The organism is Mesorhizobium sp. EU05-FHT14A09, from assembly GCF_058790995.1.
On sequence record NZ_JBYTDF010000010.1, the window covers coordinates 1 to 21607 of the forward strand.

Sequence of the window (21607 nt, forward strand, 5' to 3'; positions counted from 1 at the left end):
AAAGACTCCGCGCCGGCGGCCGGCAACGGCGGCATGGGCGCAATGGGATACTGACAACAGTGCCTCAACCGTTCGGCCGGAGGAGCAGGGCGATTGTGACTGGGCAGACAGATAGGGTGGCCCCTCAAGGCTACGCTTCTGCTCTCGCCGCATGGCTATCGGGGTGAAACATCCCCGGCGATCTCTTTCATCGTTAACCAGCAACAGGAGCCCATTCGATGATCATCTACACCAAGAAAATCGAGCCAAAGCCCGCAACGGAAGAGAACGAACAAAACCGCTTCGAAAACATTCGCAAGGCGGTTGGCGAACAGCGCAAGAAAGCTGATGCTGATCGTGCGCCCCGGGACGCTCAACAAACTGCCGAGGATAAACGCCCCTCATAAAACGCGAGTTCTATTGGCTGCTGAACGACGGTTGTTCGGCCTGTATTCAGGAGTATCCATTCATCTTTGGTCCAGTTGCGCGGCCTGGCGATAGAAGAAAGATCGAAATGCTCATGGATAAGCGGATTAAATTATACCCTCTCACCGGATACGCGGCTGGCTCAGCTTTTGCCGGTTGGTAAAATGGAATGAATGGGAAGTTTCCGGCGGTAACGATAGCACTTCAAATGGCCGATTGAGGTCGATTCCCGGTGGCAATCCGGCGCGCTCGTCCCAGTAGCGGACCAACGACTTCCGACCCTGATGAGTGCTGGTCTCACTCGAAAACCTCACCATCGAACAGGCTTTCTCTATAGTTCGCCCTTCAGGGTGTCTAATAGATCTGCCCAATTCTGCATCAGCGTCACCCGTTGCGCCCAATACGTCGCGCGGTTGTAGGTCCGGCGGATAGTGTTCTTGTCTTGGTGCGCTAATATGGCCTCGATTACATCCGGGTCATAATTGCGGGCGTTGAGGATGGTGCTGGCAGTCACGCGGAAGCCGTGGGCGGTCACTTCGCTCTTGCTGTAGCCTATGCGTCGTAGCGCCGCGTTCATAGCGTTCTCGGACAGGGGGCGCTTTATCGAACGGATCGAGGGAAAGGCCAGCCCCTCGGATGCAGAATGGGGCCAAACCTCGTCCAAGACGCGTAACGCCTGTCTGGACAGCGGCACATCGTGCGGGACACGCATCTTCATGCGTTCGGCTGGGATGCGCCACACGGCCTTCTCTCTATCAAATTCGTCGCGGGTCGCCCCCCGTACCTCGCCCGGACGCACACATGTCAAGGCAAGAAACTGCAAAGCGGCCCGCAGGGTCGGCCAGCCGTCATATTCATCTATGGCGACCAGTAAACGACCAAACTTCCTTTCATCAATGATTGCGGCACGGCCATTAGACTTAGGTGGCTGTAGCGCGCCCCGCAGGGCCAGAGTGGGATCGCTCTCGGCTCGGAGTGTGACAATCGCAAGTCGGAAAACACTGCTGATTACGCCGCGCAAGCGCCGCGCTGTCTCCCTTCGGCCGCTCTTCTCGATTCTTTGGAGGAATTGAAGTATCTCAGCCGCGGTGATTTCTTTGATCGGGCGCTTGGCCAGTGGGCTAGCCAAGTCCTCTAGAAGCCATTTGGTTTTGGTGATAGTGGCCGACGCCGCCTTCCGTTCCGCCAGCCTGCGAATATACTCCTCAGCAATTAGCCCGAATGTCGTGCGCGCCTCCGTGATGGCCGCAATCTTCTCTTCCTTGCGCTTTGTGGAAGGGTTGATGCTGGCAACCAGCAGCCTCTTGGCTTGGTCGCGCTTCTCTCTGGCATCGAGAAGCGACACCACTGGGTATTTTCCAAAGGAGAGGATATTTTCCTTTTCCAGGAAGCGATAGCGCAATTGCCAGAGCTTAGCGCCGCTTTTTTGGACGAAGAGGTAGAGCCCATCGCCGTCGGCGAGACGGTATGGCTTGTCCTTGGGTTTGGCGTTCTTGCAGGCGAAATCGGAAAGCGGCATGGGTAACGGGCCTCCGGGTAATGGGTAATACCCGGATCGTTACCCACAAACTGATGCGTTGCAATGGTATGTGGCGGTGCGCCATGAGCCACCAAAACCACCTAACTCATTGATTTGTATTGATCTGGTGGACGCTGTGGGATGGGGTGGGAAAAGGCAATGGTGCCCAGGGGCGGAATCGAACCACCGACACTGCGATTTTCAGTCGCATGCTCTACCAACTGAGCTACCTGGGCATCTGGCGAAATCCATGATCCGGACTTTGCCTGCTTGCCGAGCCAAAACCCGAAAGCGAGCGGGGTTATAGCATGAGATTCCTGCCTGTCCAGCACCGCCGTGTCGATTTCGCAGGGAAAACAATCGTTAGCCGAAAACCCCTGAAAAATCCGCGCTTTGGCGGTCTTTGCGGCAACCGTCCGGGCTGGCGCAGTCAGTCCTGCGCGTCGTCCAGTGTCTTGCCTGGGGCGTTGCCCGGCAGCGCGTCTTCCGCCTCGCCGTCGTCGCCGGGAATGACGTAGACCCCCTTCAGCCAGCGGTTGAGGTCGATGTCCTTGCAGCGCGTCGAGCAGAACGGATAGGTGTCACGCGCCGAGGGCCGCCCGCATTCGGGGCAGGGCCGTTTCGGACGCAGCGGCGTCACTGTGCTGTCATTGCTTGCCATGGTTTTTCTCGCTGTGACACTGTTCCTGTCGACCCATATCCGAGGACATCTGCGCCTTCGCAGACCTCCGGTTCTGGATAATGATCTAGGACAGCCCGCGTTCCGGCCAGCCGCGATGGATGTCGAAACCTTCGCCGGCCAAAAGCGCGGTGGTCTCGTAGAGCGGCAGGCCGACAATGTTGGAATAGGACCCGGACATCTTGACGACGAAGGCACCGGCCAGTCCCTGCACACCATAGCCGCCGGCCTTGCCACGCCATTCGCCGGAAGCGACATAGCGGTCGATCTCGGTGCGTGGCAGGCGCTTGAAGCGCACGCGCGTCTCCACCAGCCGCTGCCGCTGCTTGCCGTCGGGCGTGATCAGGCAGACACCGGTGTAGACGCGGTGCGAACGGCCCGACAGCAGTTGCAGGCAGAAGGCGGCATCGTCGCTGGTCTCTGCCTTGGGCAGGATACGCCGGCCGACCGCCACCACCGTGTCGGCGGCCAGCACATAGCCGCGCTCGGCTTCCGGCTCATCGCGCAGCGACGCGAAAGCCTTTTCGGCCTTTTCGCGGCACAGGCGCTTGGCCAGCGAACGGGGATGCTCGGCGCGCTGCGGCGTCTCGTCGATATCGGCGGGCAGGATGCGGTCGGGCTCGATGCCGGCCTGCTGCAAGAGCTCGATCCGGCGGGGCGATCCCGAGGCAAGCACGAGCTTGTGCATGGTGCTCATCGCATCTGGCCCGCCACGAAAATCTTACTTGAAGCGATAGGTGATGCGGCCCTTGGTCAGGTCGTAGGGCGTCATCTCGACCAGAACCTTGTCGCCCGTCAGGACGCGGATGCGGTTCTTGCGCATGCGCCCAGCCGTGTGGGCAATGATTTCGTGTTCGTTTTCGAGCTTCACGCGGAACATCGCATTGGGCAACAACTCTGTCACCACACCCGGAAACTCGAGGACTTCTTCCTTCGGCATTCGATACCTTTGGTTTGGATGGATTCCCGGCGGGCCGGCCGGAATTTGGCGCGGAACCTATATGATTATCGCCGCTTTGTGAACAAGCTTAATCGGCTTGTTCTCAGGCCTGTTCTATAGGCTGTTTCAGTCATCCGCGCCAGTGCAGCACGCAGACCAGTGTGAACAGACGCCTTGCCGTGTCGAAGTCGATTTCGATCTTGCCGGCCAGCCGGTCCATCAGCGTCTGCGAGCCCTCATTGTGCAGCCCGCGCCGGCCCATGTCGATCGCTTCGATATGGCTCGGCGTTGAGGAGCGGATGGCGTCGTAATAGCTTTCGCAGATCAGGTAATAATCCTTCACGATGCGGCGGAAGGGCGTCAGCGACAGGATGTGCGTGACGACGTCGGCGCCATCCTCGCGGCTGATGGCAAAGACAAGCCGCGATTCGGCAAGCGAGAGCCTCAGCTTGTAAGGGCCGCTGCCATCGTCATTGACCGGGCTGAACGAGTTTTCCTCGATCAGGTCGAAGATGGCCACCGCCCGCTCATGTTCCACGTCGGGCGTCGAGCGGCCGATCGTCTCGTCGAGTTCGACGTCGATCAGCCTTGCGTTGTTTGGCCCGGCTCCCGACATGCCTGCCTACATGTTCAGCCGGATGGAGACGGAGCGGCCATGCGCGTCGAGCCCTTCGGCCGTGGCCAGCGCTATCGCCGCCGGCGCCAGCTGCCGCAACTGGTCGGGGCCGAGCTTCAGCAGCGACATGCGCTTGACGAAATCGAGCACGGAAAGGCCGGACGAGAAGCGCGCCGAGCGCGCCGTCGGCAGCACGTGGTTGGAACCGGCGACATAGTCGCCGATCGCTTCCGGCGTGTGACGGCCGAGGAACACCGAGCCGGCATTGCGCAGGCCGGCGAGGAATGCTTCCGGATCGTCGAGCGCCAGCTCGATATGTTCGGCCGCGATGCGGTTGGCCAGCGGCAGCGCGTCTTCCAGCTTTTCCACCAGGATGACGGCGCCGAAGTCGCGCCAGCTTTCGGCAGCGATCGCGCCGCGCGGCAGCACGGCAAGCTGCCGCTGCACGGCGGCTTCGACCGCCGTCGCGAAGCCGGCATCGTCGGTGATCAGGATCGATTGCGCCGAGGCGTCATGCTCGGCCTGTGCCAGCAGGTCCGCGGCGATCCAGTCGGGATCGTTGCTGCCGTCGGCCACCACCAGCACTTCCGAGGGGCCGGCGATCATGTCGATGCCGACCGTGCCGAAAACCTGACGCTTGGCCGCGGCCACGTAGGCATTGCCGGGGCCGACGATCTTCGCCACCGGGCGAATGGTCTCCGTGCCATAGGCAAGCGCGGCCACCGCCTGGGCGCCGCCAATGCGGTAGATTTCCGAAACGCCGGCAAGATCGGCGGCCACCAGCACCAGCGGGCTGATCACGCCACCGCTCGCCGGCACCACCATGACGATGCGTTCGACGCCGGCAACCTTGGCCGGCACGGCATTCATCAGCACTGAGCTCGGGTAGCTCGCCGTGCCCCCGGGCACATAGAGCCCGACCGCCTCGACCGCCGTCCAGCGCGAACCGAGCTCGACGCCGATCGGATCGGTGTAGCGATCGTCCTTCGGCAATTGCCGCTGGTGATGCGAGCGGATGCGGTCACGGGCGAATTTCAGCGCTTCCACCGTTTCGGGGTCGGCCGCCGCATAGGCAGCCTCGATATCGGCGCGCGAGACGGCAATGCCGAGCGTGCCGAGATCGGCCCTGTCGAAACGCTGCGTGTAGTCGATCAACGCCTTGTCGCCCTCGGCTCGCACGCGGGCGATGATGTCGCGCACCACGGCCTCGACGTCGGCCGAAACCTCGCGCTTGGTGGCCAGGAACGCGGTGAAGCGGGCTTCGAAATCCGTGTCGGTTGCGTTGAGCGTGACAGCCATCGCTCAGCCCCTGTGAACCGGACGCGAGGAAGCCTGCCAGGCGCCGCCGAGATCGGCGAGGCGCGCTTCGACATATTCGACTTCCAGCATGATGGTGCCGTTGCCGGCGAAGATCAGCTCGATGATGCCGGCGGGCGGCGCGATCGGGATGAAGCTGATGGCCAGCAGCGACAGCACCTCTTCCGACTTCTCGCGAGGGATGCCGCTGGTCTTGACCGCCAGCACGCGCTCGAAATGCAGCACGCTTTGCCGGCGTTCATTGTGCTTGCGGAAGAAACCGGAGCGCACTTCCCAGGCGAAGCGGTTCATCGGCATGACGAAGCGCTTCCAGGTGGGCAGGTATTCAAGCTCGCCCACCTTCATGACGGCATCCTGGACATGGGCCGAAATGATGCCCAGATCCTGCTCGTCCAGCGCCAATAACTTCAAAGCGTCCATGCGGATACCGCACCTGCGAAGGTTTTTTGTCTTACCTTCTGTTAGGCGGTCTTTCTGGCGGGCGCAACCGGGGAAGGCAGTCGGGGACTAAGGCAGTAGGGGAGAGTAGGCAGTCGGCAGTCGGCAATAGGGAAACAGAAAGTTGGGCAGTATCTCGTGATACCGTTGGTGTTCGTTTGCCTTACTGCCCTATTCCCCTACTGCCTACTGCCTACTGCCTACTGCCTACTGCCTACTGCCTACTGCCTACTGCCTCATCCCGAAATCCGCTCAATCACCGCGCCACAGCCCGACAGCTTGTCTTCCAGCCGCTCGAAGCCGCGGTCGAGATGGTAGATGCGGTTGACGGTGGTCTCACCTTCAGCGGCGAGGCCGGCGATGACCAGTGAAACCGAAGCGCGCAAGTCGGTCGCCATCACGGGCGCACCCTTCAGCTTGGAAACGCCTTCAACGATAGCCGTCTGGCCCGAAAGCGTGATGTGCGCGCCGAGACGGGCCAGCTCCTGCACATGCATGAAGCGGTTTTCGAAGATGGTCTCGGTGATGCGCGACTTGCCCTTGGCCTTGGTCATCAGGCCCATGAACTGCGCCTGCAGGTCGGTCGGGAAGCCGGGGAAAGGCTCGGTGGTGACGTCGACCGGCGAGATGCCGGCGCCGTTGCGCCTCACGCGGATGCCTTCATTGGTCGGCGTGATCTCGGCGCCGGTCTGCGCGATCACGTCGAGCGCGGTCTGCAACAGGTCGGGCTGGGCGTCCTTCAGCAGTACGTCGCCGCCGGCCATGGCGACCGCCATGGCATAGGTGCCGGTTTCGATGCGGTCGGGAATGACGCGCACGCTGGCGCCATGGAGCTGGTCGACGCCGTCGATGGTGATGGTCGCTGTGCCGGCGCCGTGGATCTTGGCGCCCATGGCGTTCAGGCATTCGGCGAGGTTGACGACTTCCGGTTCGCGAGCGGCGTTTTCCAGCACGGTCTCGCCGCGGGCAAGTGCCGCCGCCATCATCAGCACATGGGTGGCGCCGACGGAAACCTTCGGGAAGGTGTAGCGGTTGCCCTTGAGCCGGTTCTTGGCCTTGGCCACGACATAGCCGTTGTCGACATCAATGTCGGCGCCGAGCGCCTGCAGGCCGTCGATGAAGAGGTCAACCGGGCGGGTGCCGATGGCGCAGCCGCCGGGCAGCGACACGCGCGCTTCGCCCATGCGGGCCAGAAGCGGGCCGATCACCCAGAACGAGGCGCGCATCTTGGAGACCAGCTCATAAGGAGCGGTGGTGTCGACGATGTCACGCGCGGTGAAGTTGATGGTGCGCGAATAACCGCCGCCATTGCCGTTCTGGTGGTCGCGCTTGCCGTTCACCGAATAGTCGACGCCGTGATTGCCGAGGATGCGGATGAGCTGTTCGACGTCTGCCAGATGCGGCACGTTTTCCAGCGTCAGCGTGTCGCCGGTCATCATCGCCGCGATCATCAAGGGCAGGGCGGCGTTCTTGGCGCCAGAGATTGGGATGATGCCGGCGAGCTCGCGGCCGCCGACGATCCTGATGCGATCCATGAAGAAGTGTCCCTCAGCCGGAAGCCGGCTTAAATCGGTTGTGTTTGGGCCGCCCTCTAAACCATTGGTCGGTCCGGTTCAAGAAATAGGATTTCGAGAAGTCGGCGCAAGAATGGCCGGGTATTGATTCTCTTACCCTTCTTTTTTCTGTTCCTTCGCAGCGGCAAGCCCGTCGGGCCTGGTGTCGGCTTCGCCGGTGCGGCGCGACCTCAACTGCGCCTTGCGCTTCTGCAGGTTTGCGCGCAACGCATCGGCCAGCCTGGCTTTGCGGTGGTCGGCCCTCGTTTCCGGCTTGGGCGATTTCGGCTCGGTCTTGTCGGTCATGGTCTCGCTTAGTCCTTAACAATGCATAACCGACATTGTGGCGCGGCCATGTCTGAGAGGCTGTGGGAAAATGCTGCTATAGCAACTTGCGCTTGGCGATTCATTGTGGCAGAAGGCGCCGCATTCGAGGAGCTGCCGTAGCTCAGTGGTAGAGCACTCCCTTGGTAAGGGAGAGGTCGAGAGTTCAATCCTCTCTGGCAGCACCATTCTCCTTCTTTCTTGAAATCATCCGCATTAAGCGCCCGTGAGTGGCTTTGTCCACAACGCTGTTGTGTCGACGCCGATGCTGTCTCCAGCTTCGAACGTCGCCTGCTCACCTATGGCAGAACGTTTTCCGGCGAATTCCGAAAGATCCGATCCCGCGTATTGCCGCGTCGGTTGGCGATTTTCCGTGACGGCTGTGCCGTTTCAACGAAAACGGGACGCAAATTGCTCCAGATCGATCACCTCGGACACGAGCTTCATGTTCTCCAGCGACGATTCGTGAAGGTGGATATTGCCCGAGGAGCAGGCATCGCCGACGACGGTCACGTCGTAGCCCATGTCGGCGGCGGCCGCGACGGTGGTGAGCACCACCGAATTCGTCGCGATGCCGGCGACGATGAGGCGTTCCGCCTTCAGGATTTCTAGCACCTCCGCAAGCTGCGAGCCGTGGAAAGCGTTCACGCGCGCGTGCTTGACGACGAACTCCCCCTCGACGGGGGAAAGCCCCTCGTAGAATTCGGCACCCCAGCTGCCCTCCACCATGGCCTTGGCGGCGACGACATCCCGGAAGATCTTGCAGTTCTGGATGACGTCCGCATGGTCGGCGCGGAACGCGATCCTGACGGAAACGATCGGGATGCCGGAGCCGCGGCAGATGTCGAAAAGGCGCGTCGCGGCCGCGATGACCTTGTCTCGCCGGTCGTCTTTCTCAGCCATGCCGACCTTGATGCGGCCTTTCGGGTGCAGCACCTCGTTCTGGTAATGCAAAGCGAGAAAGACCGTCTTCATGGCGCTCATCTCTCTTGCGCGAGCTGATACCGGATCGCGAAGTCGATCCATTCGGGAAAATGCCAGTCGGGATGCTGGCTTCTGATTTGTGGCGCCAGTTCAGTGACGATGTCTTCGTCCGTTTTCTTGCTGCCTGCGGTGGCTTTCACCCTTGTCGCGACGTCGATGATGTAGTCGCGCACGCCGGTCAGGATTTCCGCGCCACCGATGTCGCCATGCCCCGGCACGACCGTTTCCGGCTCCAGCGCCAGGCAATCGTTCAAGGCACTCACCCAGTTGTTGGCATCGATGTCCATGTCGTTGGGCGGGAACCAAGGAAAGATCGGGAAGGTCTTTTCTTCCGCCAGGTCGCCGGTGAAGAGGATTCGTTCCTCGGGCAGATAGACGATCTGGTCGCCGTGTGTGTGCGCTTTGCCCCAGGTCTTGAGCAGGACCTTGCGTCCGCCGAGGTCCAGCACATGTTCTGCGCCGTCATAGAGCCGGTCGGCTGCAACCAGTACCGTGTCGGCAAGGGCATCGGCGATCGAGGGCCCCATGCCCTTGAACATGTCGAGATAGGCGCCGCCCTTGTCGGCCAGTTCGTCCGCCTGCGCCTTGTTGTAGACGATCTCGGCTTTTCCCTTGAACGCGTCGGCGCCATAGCCGTGCTCGGGATGGAAATGCGTCAGTGTCAGGACCAGTTCCCGCGCGCCGGCGAGCGACCTTGCCGCGGCCAGGACGCGTTCGCCGTTCCCGCGGCCCATGCCGGTATCGACGACCAGCGCCCTGTCGTTGCCGAGGATGACGCCGATATTGGGCACGAGCGGCACACGATGGTCTTCGATGACGAAGACTCCATTCGCGATCTCGCGCGGGGTACCGGTTTCGACGGTCGGCGCGGGTGGGGTGTGCAGGCTGTTATCGCTCATATGATGTTCCTTGGATCAGGCAGGTTTGCCGGGTTGCGGTATGGGCCAGGCAACTTCGCGCCCGCCGGTGATGCCCCGGGGGCGAAACAGGATGATCAGCAGCATCAGGGCGGCGAGGACGACGTCGCCGAGGCCTGCCGGAGGCTTCAGGATGCCGCCGCTGCCCGGAAGGGAGATGCCGGCTTCCGCCAGGCGGAGGATTTCGGCGATGCCCGACAGGACCAGTGCCCCGACAACGGCGCCGGTAAGGCTGCGCATGCCCCCCACCACCAGCATCGAGATCAGCAGGAAGGTCAGGTCGAGATAGAAATTCTCGATCCTCAATGTCCCCAGGAAGTGGCCGTAGAGCGCGCCGGCGATACCGGCCAGGAACGCGCTGAGCACAAAGGCAATAAGCCGGGTGCGCACGACATGGATGCCGGAAGCTCTGGCGGCCACCTCATCCTCGCGTAGCGCCCTGAGCGCGATCGCCCAGCGCGTCTCCTGATAGAGGAAGGCGAGCGCCACCGTCGCGATAGCGGCCAATCCGGCGGTCCAGCGGCCGACATAGGTGGGCAGCCCCATCAGCGACTGCTGCCCGCCGGTGACGGAGGTCCAGTTGCCGAGCACGATGTAGCCGATGATCAGCAGTGACAGCGTCGCGATGCCGGCGGCAATGCCGGACAGGCGCATGAGCGGCCAGCCGACGATGAGCCCGAGCAGCGCCGCCAGCGCCCCGCCGGCCAGCGCACCCGTCAGTGGCGAGACCTGCGCCGTCGCCAGGACGGCGGGAAGATTCGGCAGGAATGTCTGCTTCATCGCCGGCAGCATCGTCAGCAGGGCCGAGGTGTAGGCGCCGATGGCCATGAACCCCGCCGTGCTGAAATTGAGAATGCCCGAATTGCCCATGAAGACATACAGCGCGACGACGGCCGAGAGGTTGACCAGGGCAAAGGTCACGCGGCGCTGGATGACTGCATCGGCAAAGCCGCCCAGAAGGACCACCACCAGGATGATCGCTGCCAGGACAACAAGTGGAACCAGCCGCCTTGCCCGGTCGGATACGGCGTTTCTGAACGAAACGGGGGGATTGGCGAACATCATACGCGTTCCTTCAGTCCTTTCGCCGGGAAGATGCCCTGCGGCCGGATGAGCAGGACGAGGATCACCACGACGAACAGGAATGCCTCGCGGAACGGTCGCAGTTCTTCCGGCAGGAGCGTTTGCAGAAGCGTGGAAACCGCTCCGACCAGGAAACCACCGGCGACGGCGCCGACAAGGTTGCCGAGCCCGCCGATCACGGTCGCGACAAAGGCGACGATGACGAGCTGGACGCCGAAGCGCGGCTGCACGAAACCGGTCTGTGCGGCAAAAAGGACGGCCACGACGGCGGCCAGCGCACCACTCAGCGCAAAGGCGGTTGCGATGACCGCGTTGGCGCGCACGCCGACCAGACGCGACATGGTGAAGTTTTCGGCCGCGGCGCGCATGTGCAGGCCGTATCGGGTTCTTGTCATGAACAGCGACAAGGCGATCAGAAGAATGCCGCAGGTCGCTATCGTCGCCAGTTTCAACAAGCTGACCTGGACGCCGCCGACCATGATCGCCTGGCTGAGACCGGGCAGCGGATCGACGGCCTTGATGCGCGAGCCGAGAAGAAAGATCAGGACCCGCTGCAACAGCATGCTGACGGCGAAGGATGCGATCAGCATGGTTGCCTGGTCTGCCTGCCGGATCGGGCGGAATGCGACCCGCTCCGTCAGCACGGCGAGCGCAATGGCAATCAGAACGGAAGCCGCCACCGACATGATGATCGGTTGCCCCGACAGGGCCAGCAGGACATAGGCGGCGACGGTCACGAACTCGGCATGGGCGAAATTGGCGAGCCTCATGACGGAAAAGACGATGCCGATGCCCAATGCAGTCAGCGCATAGAGCCCGCCGACGCTGAGCGCATCGATCACGATCTGAAGGATCTGGCTCATCCCGCAACCTCGTTTCTCATGAGGCCGAAATAGGCGGCTTCGAAGTCGGGATGGTTGCCCAGCTCGCTCGACGGTCCGCAAAGGCCGACACGCCCGCCATTCAGCACATAGGTCCTGTCGGCCGCCTGCAGGGCGCGCGGCGCGTTCTGCTCGACGACCAGAACGGAGACACCGCGTTTGCGGACCTTCGCCAGCACTTCATAGACGCGGTCGGTCATCACCGGCGCGAGACCAAGCGATGGCTCGTCGACCATCAGCAGTCGCGGCCGCGACAATAGCGCCCGCGCTATGACCAGCATCTGCTGTTCACCTCCTGACAGGCGGCCTGCCGCCTGTTGCCGCCGCTCGGCCAGGATCGGGAATGTTTCGAACTGCTCGGCGATATCGCGTGCGATTTCGGCACTATCGTTCCTGGCGGCTGCCCCGAGCTTGAGGTTCTCCAGCACGGTCAGGCCGGAAAAGACATGACGGCCCTCGAGGACCAGCGCGATGCCGCGGCGTACCGTCCGCTCCAGCGACTGGCCGATCGTGTCCTCGCCGGCGAAGACGATCGATCCCGATGCCGGCCGAACGAGCCCGGCTATCGCTCCGAGCAGCGAGGATTTTCCGGCACCGTTCGGGCCGACGATCGACACGAATTCGTCCTTGTCGACATGGATGCCGGCGCCGTCGAGCGCGGTGATCTGGCCATAACGAACGATAAGCTTGTCCACCGACAGGAGGTGTCGATCGGGCGAGGTCGTGTTGCCCATGCTGCGCTACGCCCCCAGATAGGCCGACCGGACCTGCCGGTCGGCCAGGACTGCATCCGGCAGGCCGGTGGCGATGGTTCTGCCGCTGGCCATGGCGTGCAGCCGGCCGCAGGTCTGTGTGACCAGCGTCATGTTGTGTTCGATGAGCAGGATGCCGCAGCCGATCTCGTCGCGGATCGTCGAGATCAGGGCGCCGAGCGTTGCCGCCTCGCCGATGTTCAGTCCGGCAGCCGGCTCGTCCATCAAAAGGAAATCCGGATTGAGGGCGAGCGCGCGCGCAATGCCGACGCGTCGCTCGTCGCCATAGGTAAGCGCGTCGCTCATCAGATGGGCCTTGGCGGCGATGCCCATGTAGTCGAGTATCTGCAATGCGCGCCGCCGGGCGGCGGCGCGGTTGAGGTTGAGGCTGCTCAGCGCGGCCTCGACATTTTCACTTACCGTCAGACCCCTGAAGAGCCGCACGGCCTGGAATGTCCTGACGACGCCCTGGCGTGAAAACCAGGTTGCCGGACGGCCGGTGGCTGCCCTGGCGCCAATCGTAACGTCACCCTGGTGAGGGCGCTGAAAGCCGCTCAGCACATTGACCATGGTCGTCTTGCCGGCTCCGTTGGGGCCGATCAACCCGACGATTTCCCCTTTGCGGAGGTTGAGCGAAACGCCCTCGATGGCACGGACGCCGGAAAACCGGACGGCAATGTCGGTTGCGCTGAGTTCCACGGCCGTGACCCGTCCACTTCAATCAAGCTTGACGGATTGCGCCGCGAACCTGCCGATGGACGAGAATTTGCCGTTCTGGCTCTCGACGATCGTCATCGGACGCGTGGTCTCGATGTGCAGCTCGGCCGAATAGCTTGTCGGTCCGATCAGCAGCGGTTCGCCCTTGAAGCTGTCGAGGACGGCGGCCACCTTGTCGGCATCGAAGGAGCCTGCCTTGGTTGCGGCCCTCGCCCAGGCCTGGACCATCGAATAGCCACGCAGAGAATAGGACGCGTCCGAGCGCTGGCCGTACTCGGCCTGATAGCGCTTGAAGAATTCGTTGACCGCCGGGTCCGGATCATCGCCGTAGATGGAGCCGTAATTGGCGACATAGAAGTTCGACAGGTTCGGAACCGTGCCTGCCCAGTAATCTCCATCCATGGACTCGCCGGTCAGGACCGGCTGGTCGATGCCGGCCGCGCGCAACTGGCGGATCGCGCTCGGTCCTCCCGGCGCGTAGGAGCAGAGAACGATAAGATCGGGTTTGGCCGGCAATGCGTTGATGCGCGACACCTGGGCCGCGATGCTCGGATCGCTGTTCAGGAAGACGTCGTTGCCGGCAAGCCCGGCATCTCCGGCCAGTTCCTTCCAGCGCGCGCTGAAGCTGCCGCATATCGATTTGGTGATGGAAATCGTGTTGTCGAGCAGCACATAGGCCGATTTCCAGCCTTTTTCCTGAAACGCCCATTCCGCCAGCAAGGCGCCTTGCGCCTGTCCGGCGACCGACACGGAGTAGGCATAAGGGCCGACGGCCTTGACGCCGAATTTGGGATCGGAGGCCCCCGAAAGCGCGACGACATTGTTCTGCTGGGCGACGATAGCACCGGGCGCGCCGAAGTCGAAATCGCTGGGGAAGATGATCGCCTTGGCGCCCTTGCCGATGACATCGAGCGCGCCCTCGGCTCCAAGCGACGGATCGGACTTGTTGTCGAAGGTCTCGACCTCGATCTGGCTGCCGAGCACGCCCCCGGCCGCGTTGATCTCCTTGATGGCAAGCTTGGCGCCATTGACCGTGCTGGCGTCGATCGGCTGGAACCAGCCGCTGAACGACATGACCATGCCAAGCTTCACGGGCTCGGCATGGGACGGCGTCGACAACACCGCACTTGTCGAGAACAACAGCGCGGCGATGATGTGCAAACGTATGGTCATAAAGGTTCCCCATGTCTGGCTCTCATCGGCGATGAACCTTCGAATGGGTGCCTGCCGTTGGACTCGACGTCAGGCGATTTTTCCGGTTTAAAGCGAACGGGCCAATTCGTTAATTTATGAACGAATTGATGTTAGCGCCTTTGTTTTGCACCGACAAGCGGGTGACGGAAGAATATTTCAGGCTTAAATTTTCTCCTGGGCCGACATGGTGTTCAGATCGCTTGCAGCGCGTATGGTTCATGTTTAGTGGGGCAGGGATTGCATGGAGGAGCCGGCACAGATGGACGACAGCAAGACAGAAGAAGGGTCGATCCTCCCGACCCAGAAGAGCTTCGGTCATAGCCTTCGGCAGTTGAACAGGCTCATCCAGCGCGATCTTGGCCTGCGCATCGCGCATATGGGCATTTCGCTCGGCCAATGGTACGCACTGCGCACCTTGTGGACCCGGGACGGTCTCACCCAGGTCGAGCTCGCGCATGAGTCCGGTATTGCGGGTCCCGCCATGGTCGTCGCGGTGCGCAGTCTTATCGCTGCCGGGCTGGTGCGCCGGCGGCGTGATCCGAACGATGCCCGCAAATACATCGTTTCGTTGACAAAGAAGGGGCAGCAATTGCAGACGGCTGCGCTGGAAGCGGCTATCGCCGCGAACCGCGATGCGCTGCAGGACATCCCGCTCGAGGACATCGCCACCTGCATGCGTGTGCTGCATCAGGCCCAGCACAATCTCCTGAACGTCGGCATTCCTGTCGACAGCGAGGACGATGTCGACAAGCTTCTTGGTGCCTAGCGCGTGGTCCCTGCCTTTGCCCTGGTAGGGTTCAGGATGATCGGTTCGCTCGGAGGATTTTGGAACAAAATAGGAACAAAATCCTTGACGGCTTCTCCGCCGGGATGGCAATCTGGTGCCATCAAACCGATGGAGAACGACAATGACCGAACCTGCGAGGGTCGCGGAGAGCGAAGCTCTTTCCCTGCGTCTGAATTGGCGGCAAGCCGATCGCGAGGCCGACTACGTCGCCGACGCCGACGGGTATGACGGCAGTGTCGGCCGCATCACTTTGCGCGATGACGGCCCGCAGCAGGGCCTGTGGTTCTGGGCGATGAACGCGCATGGCACCGAGATCAGCCGTAACATCGGCAGCCTCAACGGTGTCGAGAAATCGGCGCGCGCGGCGGCCCGCATGGTCGAGGGTGCGTGGTTCGCTGCCATCGCCGGATCGTCGCTCGATCGTCCGCTTCTGAAGCGAAATGCCTATGCGATGGCGCGGGCAGGCGAGTGAAGCTCCGCAGGTCGGCGCGGCAGCCTTCACAAACTTGTCGGGGATCGTTGAAGGGTCCCGTCGGCCATGCGCGCGTGAGCAGCGGCATGGTTGGCCGATCTGCAATGGCCGTCATCGCAGGGCTTCAGTGATTTAGTAACATTGAAATTAGCACGTTAATTATCTTGTAAACGGTCTTGCCGTATCGATGTGCTCCAACTCTTTGTTTTTTAGGCAATTCCGAATGGAAAATCGTTGCACGCTTTTTCCTGGAATTGCTCTGGGGACCTCCGAAACATGCTCCTCAAGTTCCTTCGCGATCGCTCCGGCAACTTAGGCGTTATGAGCGCACTGCTTCTCGTGCCGCTTTTCGGCGCGGTTGGTTTCGCGGTCGACTACACCGGCGCCCTGAGGATGCAATCCGTCCTGCAAAATGCCGCCGACGCATCCGTTCTTGCCGCCGCGGCCGCGACCCCGGGTAAGGAACAGGCGGTGTCCCATGGTTTTCTGGCCGGCCATCTCGGAGCTGATGCCATCGAGGGGAAATACGATGTCTCCGTTGACGGAAATCTGGTCAGCGTCAACGCGCGCGGAGACTACAAGACCACCTTCATCCATATCCTGGGTATAGGCTCGGTGCCCCTTGCGGTTCAGGCCCAGGCGATGCGGTCGGCCGGAAATTCCGCCTGCATCCTGGTCCTCGATCCCGACAAGGCCGATGCGCTCAAGATCATCAACGCAAACTCGGTCGGCAGCGACTGCGGTTTTCAGGTCAACTCGGCAAACAGCCAGCGCGCCTTCTACATCGACAATGGCGGTAAATTCTCCGCCCCGCTCGTTGCGGTGCACGGCAAGTCTAAGATCTCGGGCAAAGTGCTGTCGCCCGCCCCGGTCGACGGCTCCCCGGTCATCGCCGACCCGCTGCAATCCATGCCCGAGCCGGTGCCATCCACGACCGCATGCACGTCCAAGAGCCTGAAGACCATCGACACCCAGGTGAAACTAACCATCAGTCCCGGTGTCTATTGTGGTGGACTGACCCTGAACGCGTCGGACGACGTCACCTTCAAGCCGGGCATCTACACCTTTCGCGGAGGTCCGCTTACCCTGAACACCTCGGCCAAGCTTCTCGGGGCCGGCGTGTTGTTCTATTTCGAGGACGAGCAGTCACCGCTGCTGATGAACGGCGCGGCGATCATGCAGATATCCGCGCCGACCACCGGTACGCATGCCGGCATCCTGATGTTCCAGGGGCGCAAGGCGATCAATGCGGACGTTCAGTTCCGGATCAATACGGCGGCTGGAAGCTTCTACGATGGCACCATCTATCTTCCCTACACGGTCATCGACTGGAACGTCAGCGGCAGCGCCAACGCGGAGGCGAGCTACACCGCGCTGATCGCGAAGAGGTTGAACCTGTATGTCTCGGGAACAGTTGTCTTCAAGAAACCCGCCAGCTCGGGGCCGATACCGGTGCCGACGGCGCTTGCAGGCGCACCGCAGGTAAGGCTGGTGCGGTAACCTCACCTGGCTGCGGCCAGGTGGAAGCAGGGCGGCTGAACCCCCGTCGCTATGGGACCGTTGCCGCTTTCGCGTCCACGCTCCCTTGGCGCCTGTGTTCATGGTATCAACGCGCGTTAGACAGTCGTGCGCGTGCCAGACGTCCTCGATGTCGTAGGCCCGCCGAGAGATGGAACCCCGACAGTGCTTTCGTGTCGAGCACAAGGAGGCCGGCGATGGAAACGATCATCAAGACGTTCTTCGAAGGTTATGCAGGCTTTTTCAACCGGGCGCTTGCCGGCAATATCGACGAGGATGCGCTGGCGGCGCTCTACGCGTCCGAATTCATCGCGGCATCGCCGCGCGGGGTGATGACCGGTCGCAACGATGACCACCTCGCGCGCACGCTGGCGCATGGTTATGCGCATTATCGGGAGATCGGCACCAAGGCGATGCGGATCACCGCTATCCGCGTCACCCCCATCGACCAGCACCACTCCATCGCTAATGTCGCCTGGATGGCGACCTATGCCCGCAAGGGGGAACCGGACCTGTCGGTCGATTTCGAGGTTCACTACCTCATGCAGACTCTGGACGGTGAACCCAGGATCTTCGGCTGGGTCGCCGGCGACGAGCAGCAACTGCTGAAGAAACACGGTATCGGCTGAAGCCGCGCTCTGCCGTTCGATTGTTTGGATGAACGAAATCCGCGCGCCGCGCGTTCTGTCCCTCATGGAACAGCAGGCGATGATCGGGTTCGAGAGCCGCAGGGTCGAGACGGCGCAAGGCGGTGTGTTCGTGCACCAGGGCGGGTCGGGACCACCGCTGCTCCTGCTGCACGGATTCCCTGAGACAAGCCTGATGTGGCGCGACATCGGCCCGATGCTGGCGTCAGATTTCACCGTTGTTGGTGTCGACCTGCCCGGCTATGGCGCCAGCGATTGCCCGCCTGACGGAGATGAAACCCAAGGACATGAGAGCATGTCGAAACGCGCCATGGCGGCAACGCTGGTCGAGGCGATGGCAGTTCTGGGGCATCACCGCTTCGCCGTCGCGGGACATGATCGCGGCGGCAGAGTCGCCTACCGCATGGCACTCGACCATTCCGACGTGGTGGCCAGGCTGGCAGTGCTCGATATTATCCCCACCCTTGAGGTCTGGGACCGCGCGGACGCGCGCCTTGCCCTAGCGTTCTGGCCGTTCTCGCTGCTGGCGCAGCCGGCGCCACTGCCGGAGCGGCTGATCGCCGCCGCCCCTGAGGCGGTGGTCGACAATGCCCTCGACGAATGGGGATCGCCGCCCGAAACCTTCCCGCGTGCCGTACGGGATGCCTATGCCGCCGCATTGCGCGATCCGGAGCAGATCCATGCGATCTGCGAGGAATATCGTGCCGCCGCCACCGTCGATCGCGAGCACGATTGCGCCGATCTCGCGGCGGGACGCGAGATCGATTGCCCGCTGCTGGCGTTGTGGAGCGCGCATGGCGGCCTCGCCAACTGGTATGACGACGCCGGCGGCCCGCTTGGTATCTGGCGCCGCTGGGCAAAGGACGTGTCCGGCCATTCCGTCGATGGCGGCCATTTCTTTCCCGAGGAAAAGCCGGAAATGACTGCCGGACTGCTGCGATCGTTTTTCAGCAACGGTTGACTGGCCTCTGGAGCACGAGACGGAACCGGAAAATGCCCCCTCAAGCCTGCTGTCGAGCTGGCATCACTCCGGCTGAAGGTTGCTGACCGACGAGACGAAATTCCGAATTGTCGCGGCGGTGTTGTCCCTGCGCCAGATCAACCCGGTTTCGACCTCCGGCACCCGCCCGGCCAGCGGGATATAGACCGCGCCGTCGCGCTTCAGGGACGTCAGCGAAAGCGGCACCATCGACACACCCAGGCCTGAAGCGACGAGGCCGATGATGGTCTGCATCTGGATCGCTTCCTGATGGACCGAGAACGGCACGCCGTGGTTGGCGAAATAGCCGGAGACCAGGTCGTGGAACACCGGTGCCGAGCGGCGTGGAAACAGGATGAACGGTGCCGCCAGGAACGAGGCGGGGGCGAGCGGGTTGCTCTCGAAACCGTCGCGGCTGCCGCTGACCCATGCCTCGGGCACCACTGCGACCAGTGGTTCGCGCCACAGCCGGTGATACACGAGCGCCCTGTGCAGCGCTGCCCGTGGCGGTGCGATGACAAGGCCGAGGTCGAGCTCATCGTTGAGCACGGCTTCGGTCTGCACGTCGCTGGTTGCCTCCTGCAGCGCGATCTCGACATCGGGGTAGGTCGTGCGGAAGCGGGCGATGACGGATGGGAGCATGCCGTAGTCGGCTGTGCTGACGAAGCCCAGTCGCAGCAGCCCGATGTCACCGCGGGAAAGCCGTCTCGCCGTGGCCGGCAGGGCCGCCGCTTCGTCGGCGACGCGCCGCGCATGTGGCGCCCACGCTTTGCCGACGGGCGACAGTTCCACATTGCGCTTTGTCCGGACGAAGAGCTGCACGCCAAGCTCTGCCTCGAGCGCCTGGATCGACTGGCTGAGCGGCGGCTGCGTCATATTTAGCCGCGCTGCGGCGCGGCCGAAATGCAGTTCGTCGGCGACGGCCAGGAAATGATGCAGTTGCCGCAATTGCACGCGCGATCCTTTAATATGTAATTCGACCTAATAGGACACAAAAAGTATATTTCACGACTGATTTGAGTTCCAGTACGATCAGCCCGTTCGCATAAGCCACGGGAAAAAGCCAATGCCGCACAATGAACGCTCCAGGCACATCACCCAGGGTGTCGCCCGCTCACCCAATCGGGCGATGTTTTACGCCATCGGCTATGAGAAGGCTGACTTCGACAAGCCGATGATCGGCATCGCCAACGGCCATTCCACCATCACGCCCTGCAATGCGGGACTGCAGCCGCTGGCCGACGCGGCGGTCGCCGCCGTCAAGGCTGCCGGCGCCAACCCGCAGACCTTCGGCACGCCGACCATTTCCGACGGCATGTCGATGGGCACCGAAGGCATGAAATATTCACTGGTGTCGCGCGAGGTCATCGCCGACTGCGTCGAAACCTCGGTGCAGGGCCAGTGGATGGATGGCGTGCTGGTGCTCGGCGGTTGCGACAAGAACATGCCGGGCGGCATGATCGGCATCCTGCGTGCCAACGTGCCGGCGATCTATGTCTATGGCGGAACGATCAAGCCGGGGAACTGGAAAGGGCAGAGCCTGTCGATCGTCTCAGCCTTCGAGGCCGTCGGCGCGTTCATGGCCGGCACCATGTCGCAAGAAGATTTCGAGGGCATCGAGCGCAATGCCTGCCCAACCACCGGCTCATGCGGCGGCATGTATACAGCCAACACCATGAGTTCCTCCTTCGAGGCGCTCGGCATGTCTCTGCTCTATTCTGCCAACATGGCCAACACCGATGCCGAGAAGATCGAGAGCACGCGCAGGTCCGCCGAGGTGCTGGTCGAGGCGGTCAGGAAGGGCATTGCCCCACGCGACATCGTCACCGCCAAGTCGATCGAAAATGCCGTCGCGCTGATCATGGCGACGGGTGGCTCCACCAACGCCGTGCTGCACTATCTGGCGATCGCCCATGCCGCCGAGGTCGAGTGGACGCTGGACGATTTCGAGCGCATCCGCCGCCGCATACCCGTCATCTGCGACCTCAAGCCGTCGGGCCGTTATATGGCGATCGACCTGCACAGGGCCGGCGGCGTCCCGCAGGTGCTGAAGCTGCTTTTGAATGCCGGGCTTTTGCATGGCGATTGCCTGACCATAACCGGCCGCACCATCGCGGAAGAACTGGCGGATGTGCCCGACCAGCCATCCGCCGATCAGGACGTTATCCGGCCGATCGAGGCGGCGCTCTATCCGGAAGGTCACCTGGCCATTCTCAAGGGCAACCTTGCCGAGGGTGGCGCGGTGGCCAAGATCACCGGCCTGAAGAGCCCAAGGATCGTCGGCCCCGCCCGCGTCTTCGACGACGAGCAGTCGGCGATGGACGCGATCCTCTCCGACAGGATCAAGCCGGGCGATGTGCTGGTGTTGCGCTATCTCGGGCCGAGGGGCGGCCCCGGCATGCCGGAGATGCTGGCGCCAACCTCCGCCATCATCGGCAGGGGGCTTGGCGAAAGTGTCGCCCTGATCACCGACGGCCGTTTCTCGGGCGGAACCTGGGGCATGGTGGTGGGACACGTCACCCCGGAAGCTTTCGAGGGCGGGACGATCGCATTGGTCGAGGAGGGCGATCAGATCACCATCGACGCTCATCGCCAGCTCATCGAACTCAATGTCGCGGAAGCCGAGATCGAAAGGCGGCGTGGCCTCTGGCGCCAGCCTGAACCGCGCTACCGGCGCGGTGTCCTGGCCAAATTCTCGGCGCTCGTGCGGCCGGCCAATGAAGGGGCTGTCACGGGGTAGGGGCAAATCGCCCATAGAGTGAAGCCCCCTCTCCGTTTTGGGCTTCGCACGAGCCACCTCTCCCCTGCTTTGCGGGGGCGAGGAACCCAAGCCGGAAAGGCGTTTGCGCCGCAACTGCGGTTCCTCGCCCTGCCGAAGGCGGGGA

General features: G+C 62.5%; 24 protein-coding genes and 2 tRNA genes. 8 read left to right on the forward strand and 18 right to left on the reverse strand.

Going from position 1 to position 21607, the window contains the following annotated elements; genetic code table 11:
- The first annotated feature begins 218 nt into the window (after positions 1–218).
- Complete coding sequence (locus AC3WTO_RS25380; protein WP_492463718.1) at positions 219–386, forward strand: hypothetical protein; 168 nt, start codon at positions 219–221, stop codon at positions 384–386.
- Positions 387–736: 350 nt separating this feature from the next.
- Here the strand turns inward: AC3WTO_RS25380 and AC3WTO_RS25385 are convergent, their stop codons facing one another.
- From AC3WTO_RS25385 to AC3WTO_RS25430, 10 genes are all read right to left on the reverse strand, one after another.
- Positions 737–1924, reverse strand: coding sequence for a tyrosine-type recombinase/integrase (locus tag AC3WTO_RS25385; protein WP_492463719.1), 1188 nt, complete (start codon positions 1922–1924; stop codon positions 737–739).
- 160 nt (positions 1925–2084) lie between these two features.
- Positions 2085–2160, reverse strand: a tRNA-Phe gene (locus tag AC3WTO_RS25390).
- Between the two features lie 194 nt (positions 2161–2354).
- A complete protein-coding gene (yacG, locus tag AC3WTO_RS25395; protein WP_492463720.1) occupies positions 2355–2585 on the reverse strand; it encodes a DNA gyrase inhibitor YacG in 231 nt (76 codons plus the stop codon).
- A gap of 85 nt (positions 2586–2670) precedes the next feature.
- Positions 2671–3300, reverse strand: a complete 630-nt coding sequence (locus AC3WTO_RS25400; RefSeq protein WP_492463721.1) for a Maf-like protein — start codon at positions 3298–3300, stop codon at positions 2671–2673.
- A gap of 24 nt (positions 3301–3324) precedes the next feature.
- Positions 3325–3543: a translation initiation factor IF-1 gene (gene infA, locus AC3WTO_RS25405; RefSeq protein ID WP_006200926.1), complete on the reverse strand. Its 219-nt coding sequence runs from the start codon at positions 3541–3543 to the stop codon at positions 3325–3327.
- Between the two features lie 130 nt (positions 3544–3673).
- Complete coding sequence (locus AC3WTO_RS25410) at positions 3674–4159, reverse strand: UPF0262 family protein (protein ID WP_492463722.1); 486 nt, start codon at positions 4157–4159, stop codon at positions 3674–3676.
- Positions 4160–4165: 6 nt separating this feature from the next.
- The gene (hisD, locus tag AC3WTO_RS25415) at positions 4166–5458 is read right to left on the reverse strand and encodes a histidinol dehydrogenase (protein ID WP_492463723.1); all 1293 of its coding nucleotides are present in this window, start codon (positions 5456–5458) and stop codon (positions 4166–4168) included.
- Between the two features lie 3 nt (positions 5459–5461).
- Positions 5462–5896: a DUF2948 family protein gene (locus AC3WTO_RS25420; RefSeq protein ID WP_492463724.1), complete on the reverse strand. Its 435-nt coding sequence runs from the start codon at positions 5894–5896 to the stop codon at positions 5462–5464.
- A gap of 254 nt (positions 5897–6150) precedes the next feature.
- Positions 6151–7449, reverse strand: coding sequence for a UDP-N-acetylglucosamine 1-carboxyvinyltransferase (murA, locus tag AC3WTO_RS25425; RefSeq protein WP_492463725.1), 1299 nt, complete (start codon positions 7447–7449; stop codon positions 6151–6153).
- 132 nt (positions 7450–7581) lie between these two features.
- Positions 7582–7773 (reverse strand): hypothetical protein, encoded by a 192-nt coding sequence (locus AC3WTO_RS25430; RefSeq protein WP_492463726.1) that lies wholly within the window; start codon positions 7771–7773, stop codon positions 7582–7584.
- Positions 7774–7904: 131 nt separating this feature from the next.
- Here AC3WTO_RS25430 and AC3WTO_RS25435 point away from each other — a divergent pair.
- Positions 7905–7979 (forward strand) — tRNA-Thr (locus tag AC3WTO_RS25435).
- A 202-nt stretch (positions 7980–8181) separates the two neighbouring features.
- Here the strand turns inward: AC3WTO_RS25435 and AC3WTO_RS25440 are convergent.
- Genes AC3WTO_RS25440 through AC3WTO_RS25470 form a run of 7 tightly spaced genes read right to left on the reverse strand, consistent with a single transcriptional unit; the run spans position 8182 to position 14298 of the window.
- Positions 8182–8766 (reverse strand): cysteine hydrolase family protein, encoded by a 585-nt coding sequence (locus AC3WTO_RS25440; protein ID WP_492463727.1) that lies wholly within the window; start codon positions 8764–8766, stop codon positions 8182–8184.
- A gap of 5 nt (positions 8767–8771) precedes the next feature.
- A complete protein-coding gene (locus tag AC3WTO_RS25445) occupies positions 8772–9674 on the reverse strand; it encodes an MBL fold metallo-hydrolase (RefSeq protein WP_492463728.1) in 903 nt (300 codons plus the stop codon).
- A 15-nt stretch (positions 9675–9689) separates the two neighbouring features.
- On the reverse strand, positions 9690–10754 hold the full coding sequence (locus AC3WTO_RS25450; protein ID WP_492463729.1) for a branched-chain amino acid ABC transporter permease: 1065 nt from the start codon (positions 10752–10754) through the stop codon (positions 9690–9692).
- Entirely contained in the window at positions 10754–11638 is an 885-nt protein-coding gene (locus AC3WTO_RS25455; protein WP_492463730.1) for a branched-chain amino acid ABC transporter permease, read from the reverse strand. Before AC3WTO_RS25455 ends, AC3WTO_RS25450 begins: the two co-directional genes overlap by 1 nt.
- Positions 11635–12390, reverse strand: coding sequence for an ABC transporter ATP-binding protein (locus tag AC3WTO_RS25460; protein WP_492463731.1), 756 nt, complete (start codon positions 12388–12390; stop codon positions 11635–11637). Before AC3WTO_RS25460 ends, AC3WTO_RS25455 begins: the two co-directional genes overlap by 4 nt.
- 6 nt (positions 12391–12396) lie before the next feature.
- On the reverse strand, positions 12397–13107 hold the full coding sequence (locus tag AC3WTO_RS25465) for an ABC transporter ATP-binding protein (protein ID WP_492463732.1): 711 nt from the start codon (positions 13105–13107) through the stop codon (positions 12397–12399).
- 18 nt (positions 13108–13125) lie between these two features.
- A complete protein-coding gene (locus AC3WTO_RS25470; protein ID WP_492463733.1) occupies positions 13126–14298 on the reverse strand; it encodes an ABC transporter substrate-binding protein in 1173 nt (390 codons plus the stop codon).
- A gap of 280 nt (positions 14299–14578) precedes the next feature.
- On the opposite strand from AC3WTO_RS25470, the gene AC3WTO_RS25475 reads away from it, so the two are divergent.
- The 5 genes from AC3WTO_RS25475 to AC3WTO_RS25495 all read left to right on the forward strand — a co-directional run bounded on the left by AC3WTO_RS25475 (position 14579) and on the right by AC3WTO_RS25495 (position 18704).
- Entirely contained in the window at positions 14579–15085 is a 507-nt protein-coding gene (locus AC3WTO_RS25475; RefSeq protein WP_492463734.1) for a MarR family winged helix-turn-helix transcriptional regulator, read from the forward strand.
- Between the two features lie 142 nt (positions 15086–15227).
- A complete protein-coding gene (locus AC3WTO_RS25480) occupies positions 15228–15578 on the forward strand; it encodes a hypothetical protein (RefSeq protein ID WP_492463735.1) in 351 nt (116 codons plus the stop codon).
- 276 nt (positions 15579–15854) lie between these two features.
- A complete protein-coding gene (locus AC3WTO_RS25485) occupies positions 15855–17078 on the forward strand; it encodes a TadE/TadG family type IV pilus assembly protein (protein ID WP_492463736.1) in 1224 nt (407 codons plus the stop codon).
- 215 nt (positions 17079–17293) lie between these two features.
- Positions 17294–17725, forward strand: coding sequence for a DUF6841 family protein (locus AC3WTO_RS25490; protein WP_492463737.1), 432 nt, complete (start codon positions 17294–17296; stop codon positions 17723–17725).
- Between the two features lie 28 nt (positions 17726–17753).
- Positions 17754–18704 (forward strand): alpha/beta fold hydrolase, encoded by a 951-nt coding sequence (locus AC3WTO_RS25495; protein ID WP_492463738.1) that lies wholly within the window; start codon positions 17754–17756, stop codon positions 18702–18704.
- Positions 18705–18767: 63 nt separating this feature from the next.
- On the opposite strand, the gene AC3WTO_RS25500 is transcribed toward AC3WTO_RS25495, so the two are convergent.
- Positions 18768–19676, reverse strand: coding sequence for a LysR substrate-binding domain-containing protein (locus AC3WTO_RS25500; RefSeq protein ID WP_492463739.1), 909 nt, complete (start codon positions 19674–19676; stop codon positions 18768–18770).
- 112 nt (positions 19677–19788) lie between these two features.
- Here AC3WTO_RS25500 and ilvD point away from each other — a divergent pair, with 112 nt between their 5' ends.
- On the forward strand, positions 19789–21462 hold the full coding sequence (gene ilvD, locus AC3WTO_RS25505) for a dihydroxy-acid dehydratase (protein ID WP_492463740.1): 1674 nt from the start codon (positions 19789–19791) through the stop codon (positions 21460–21462).
- Positions 21463–21607 lie beyond the last annotated feature (145 nt).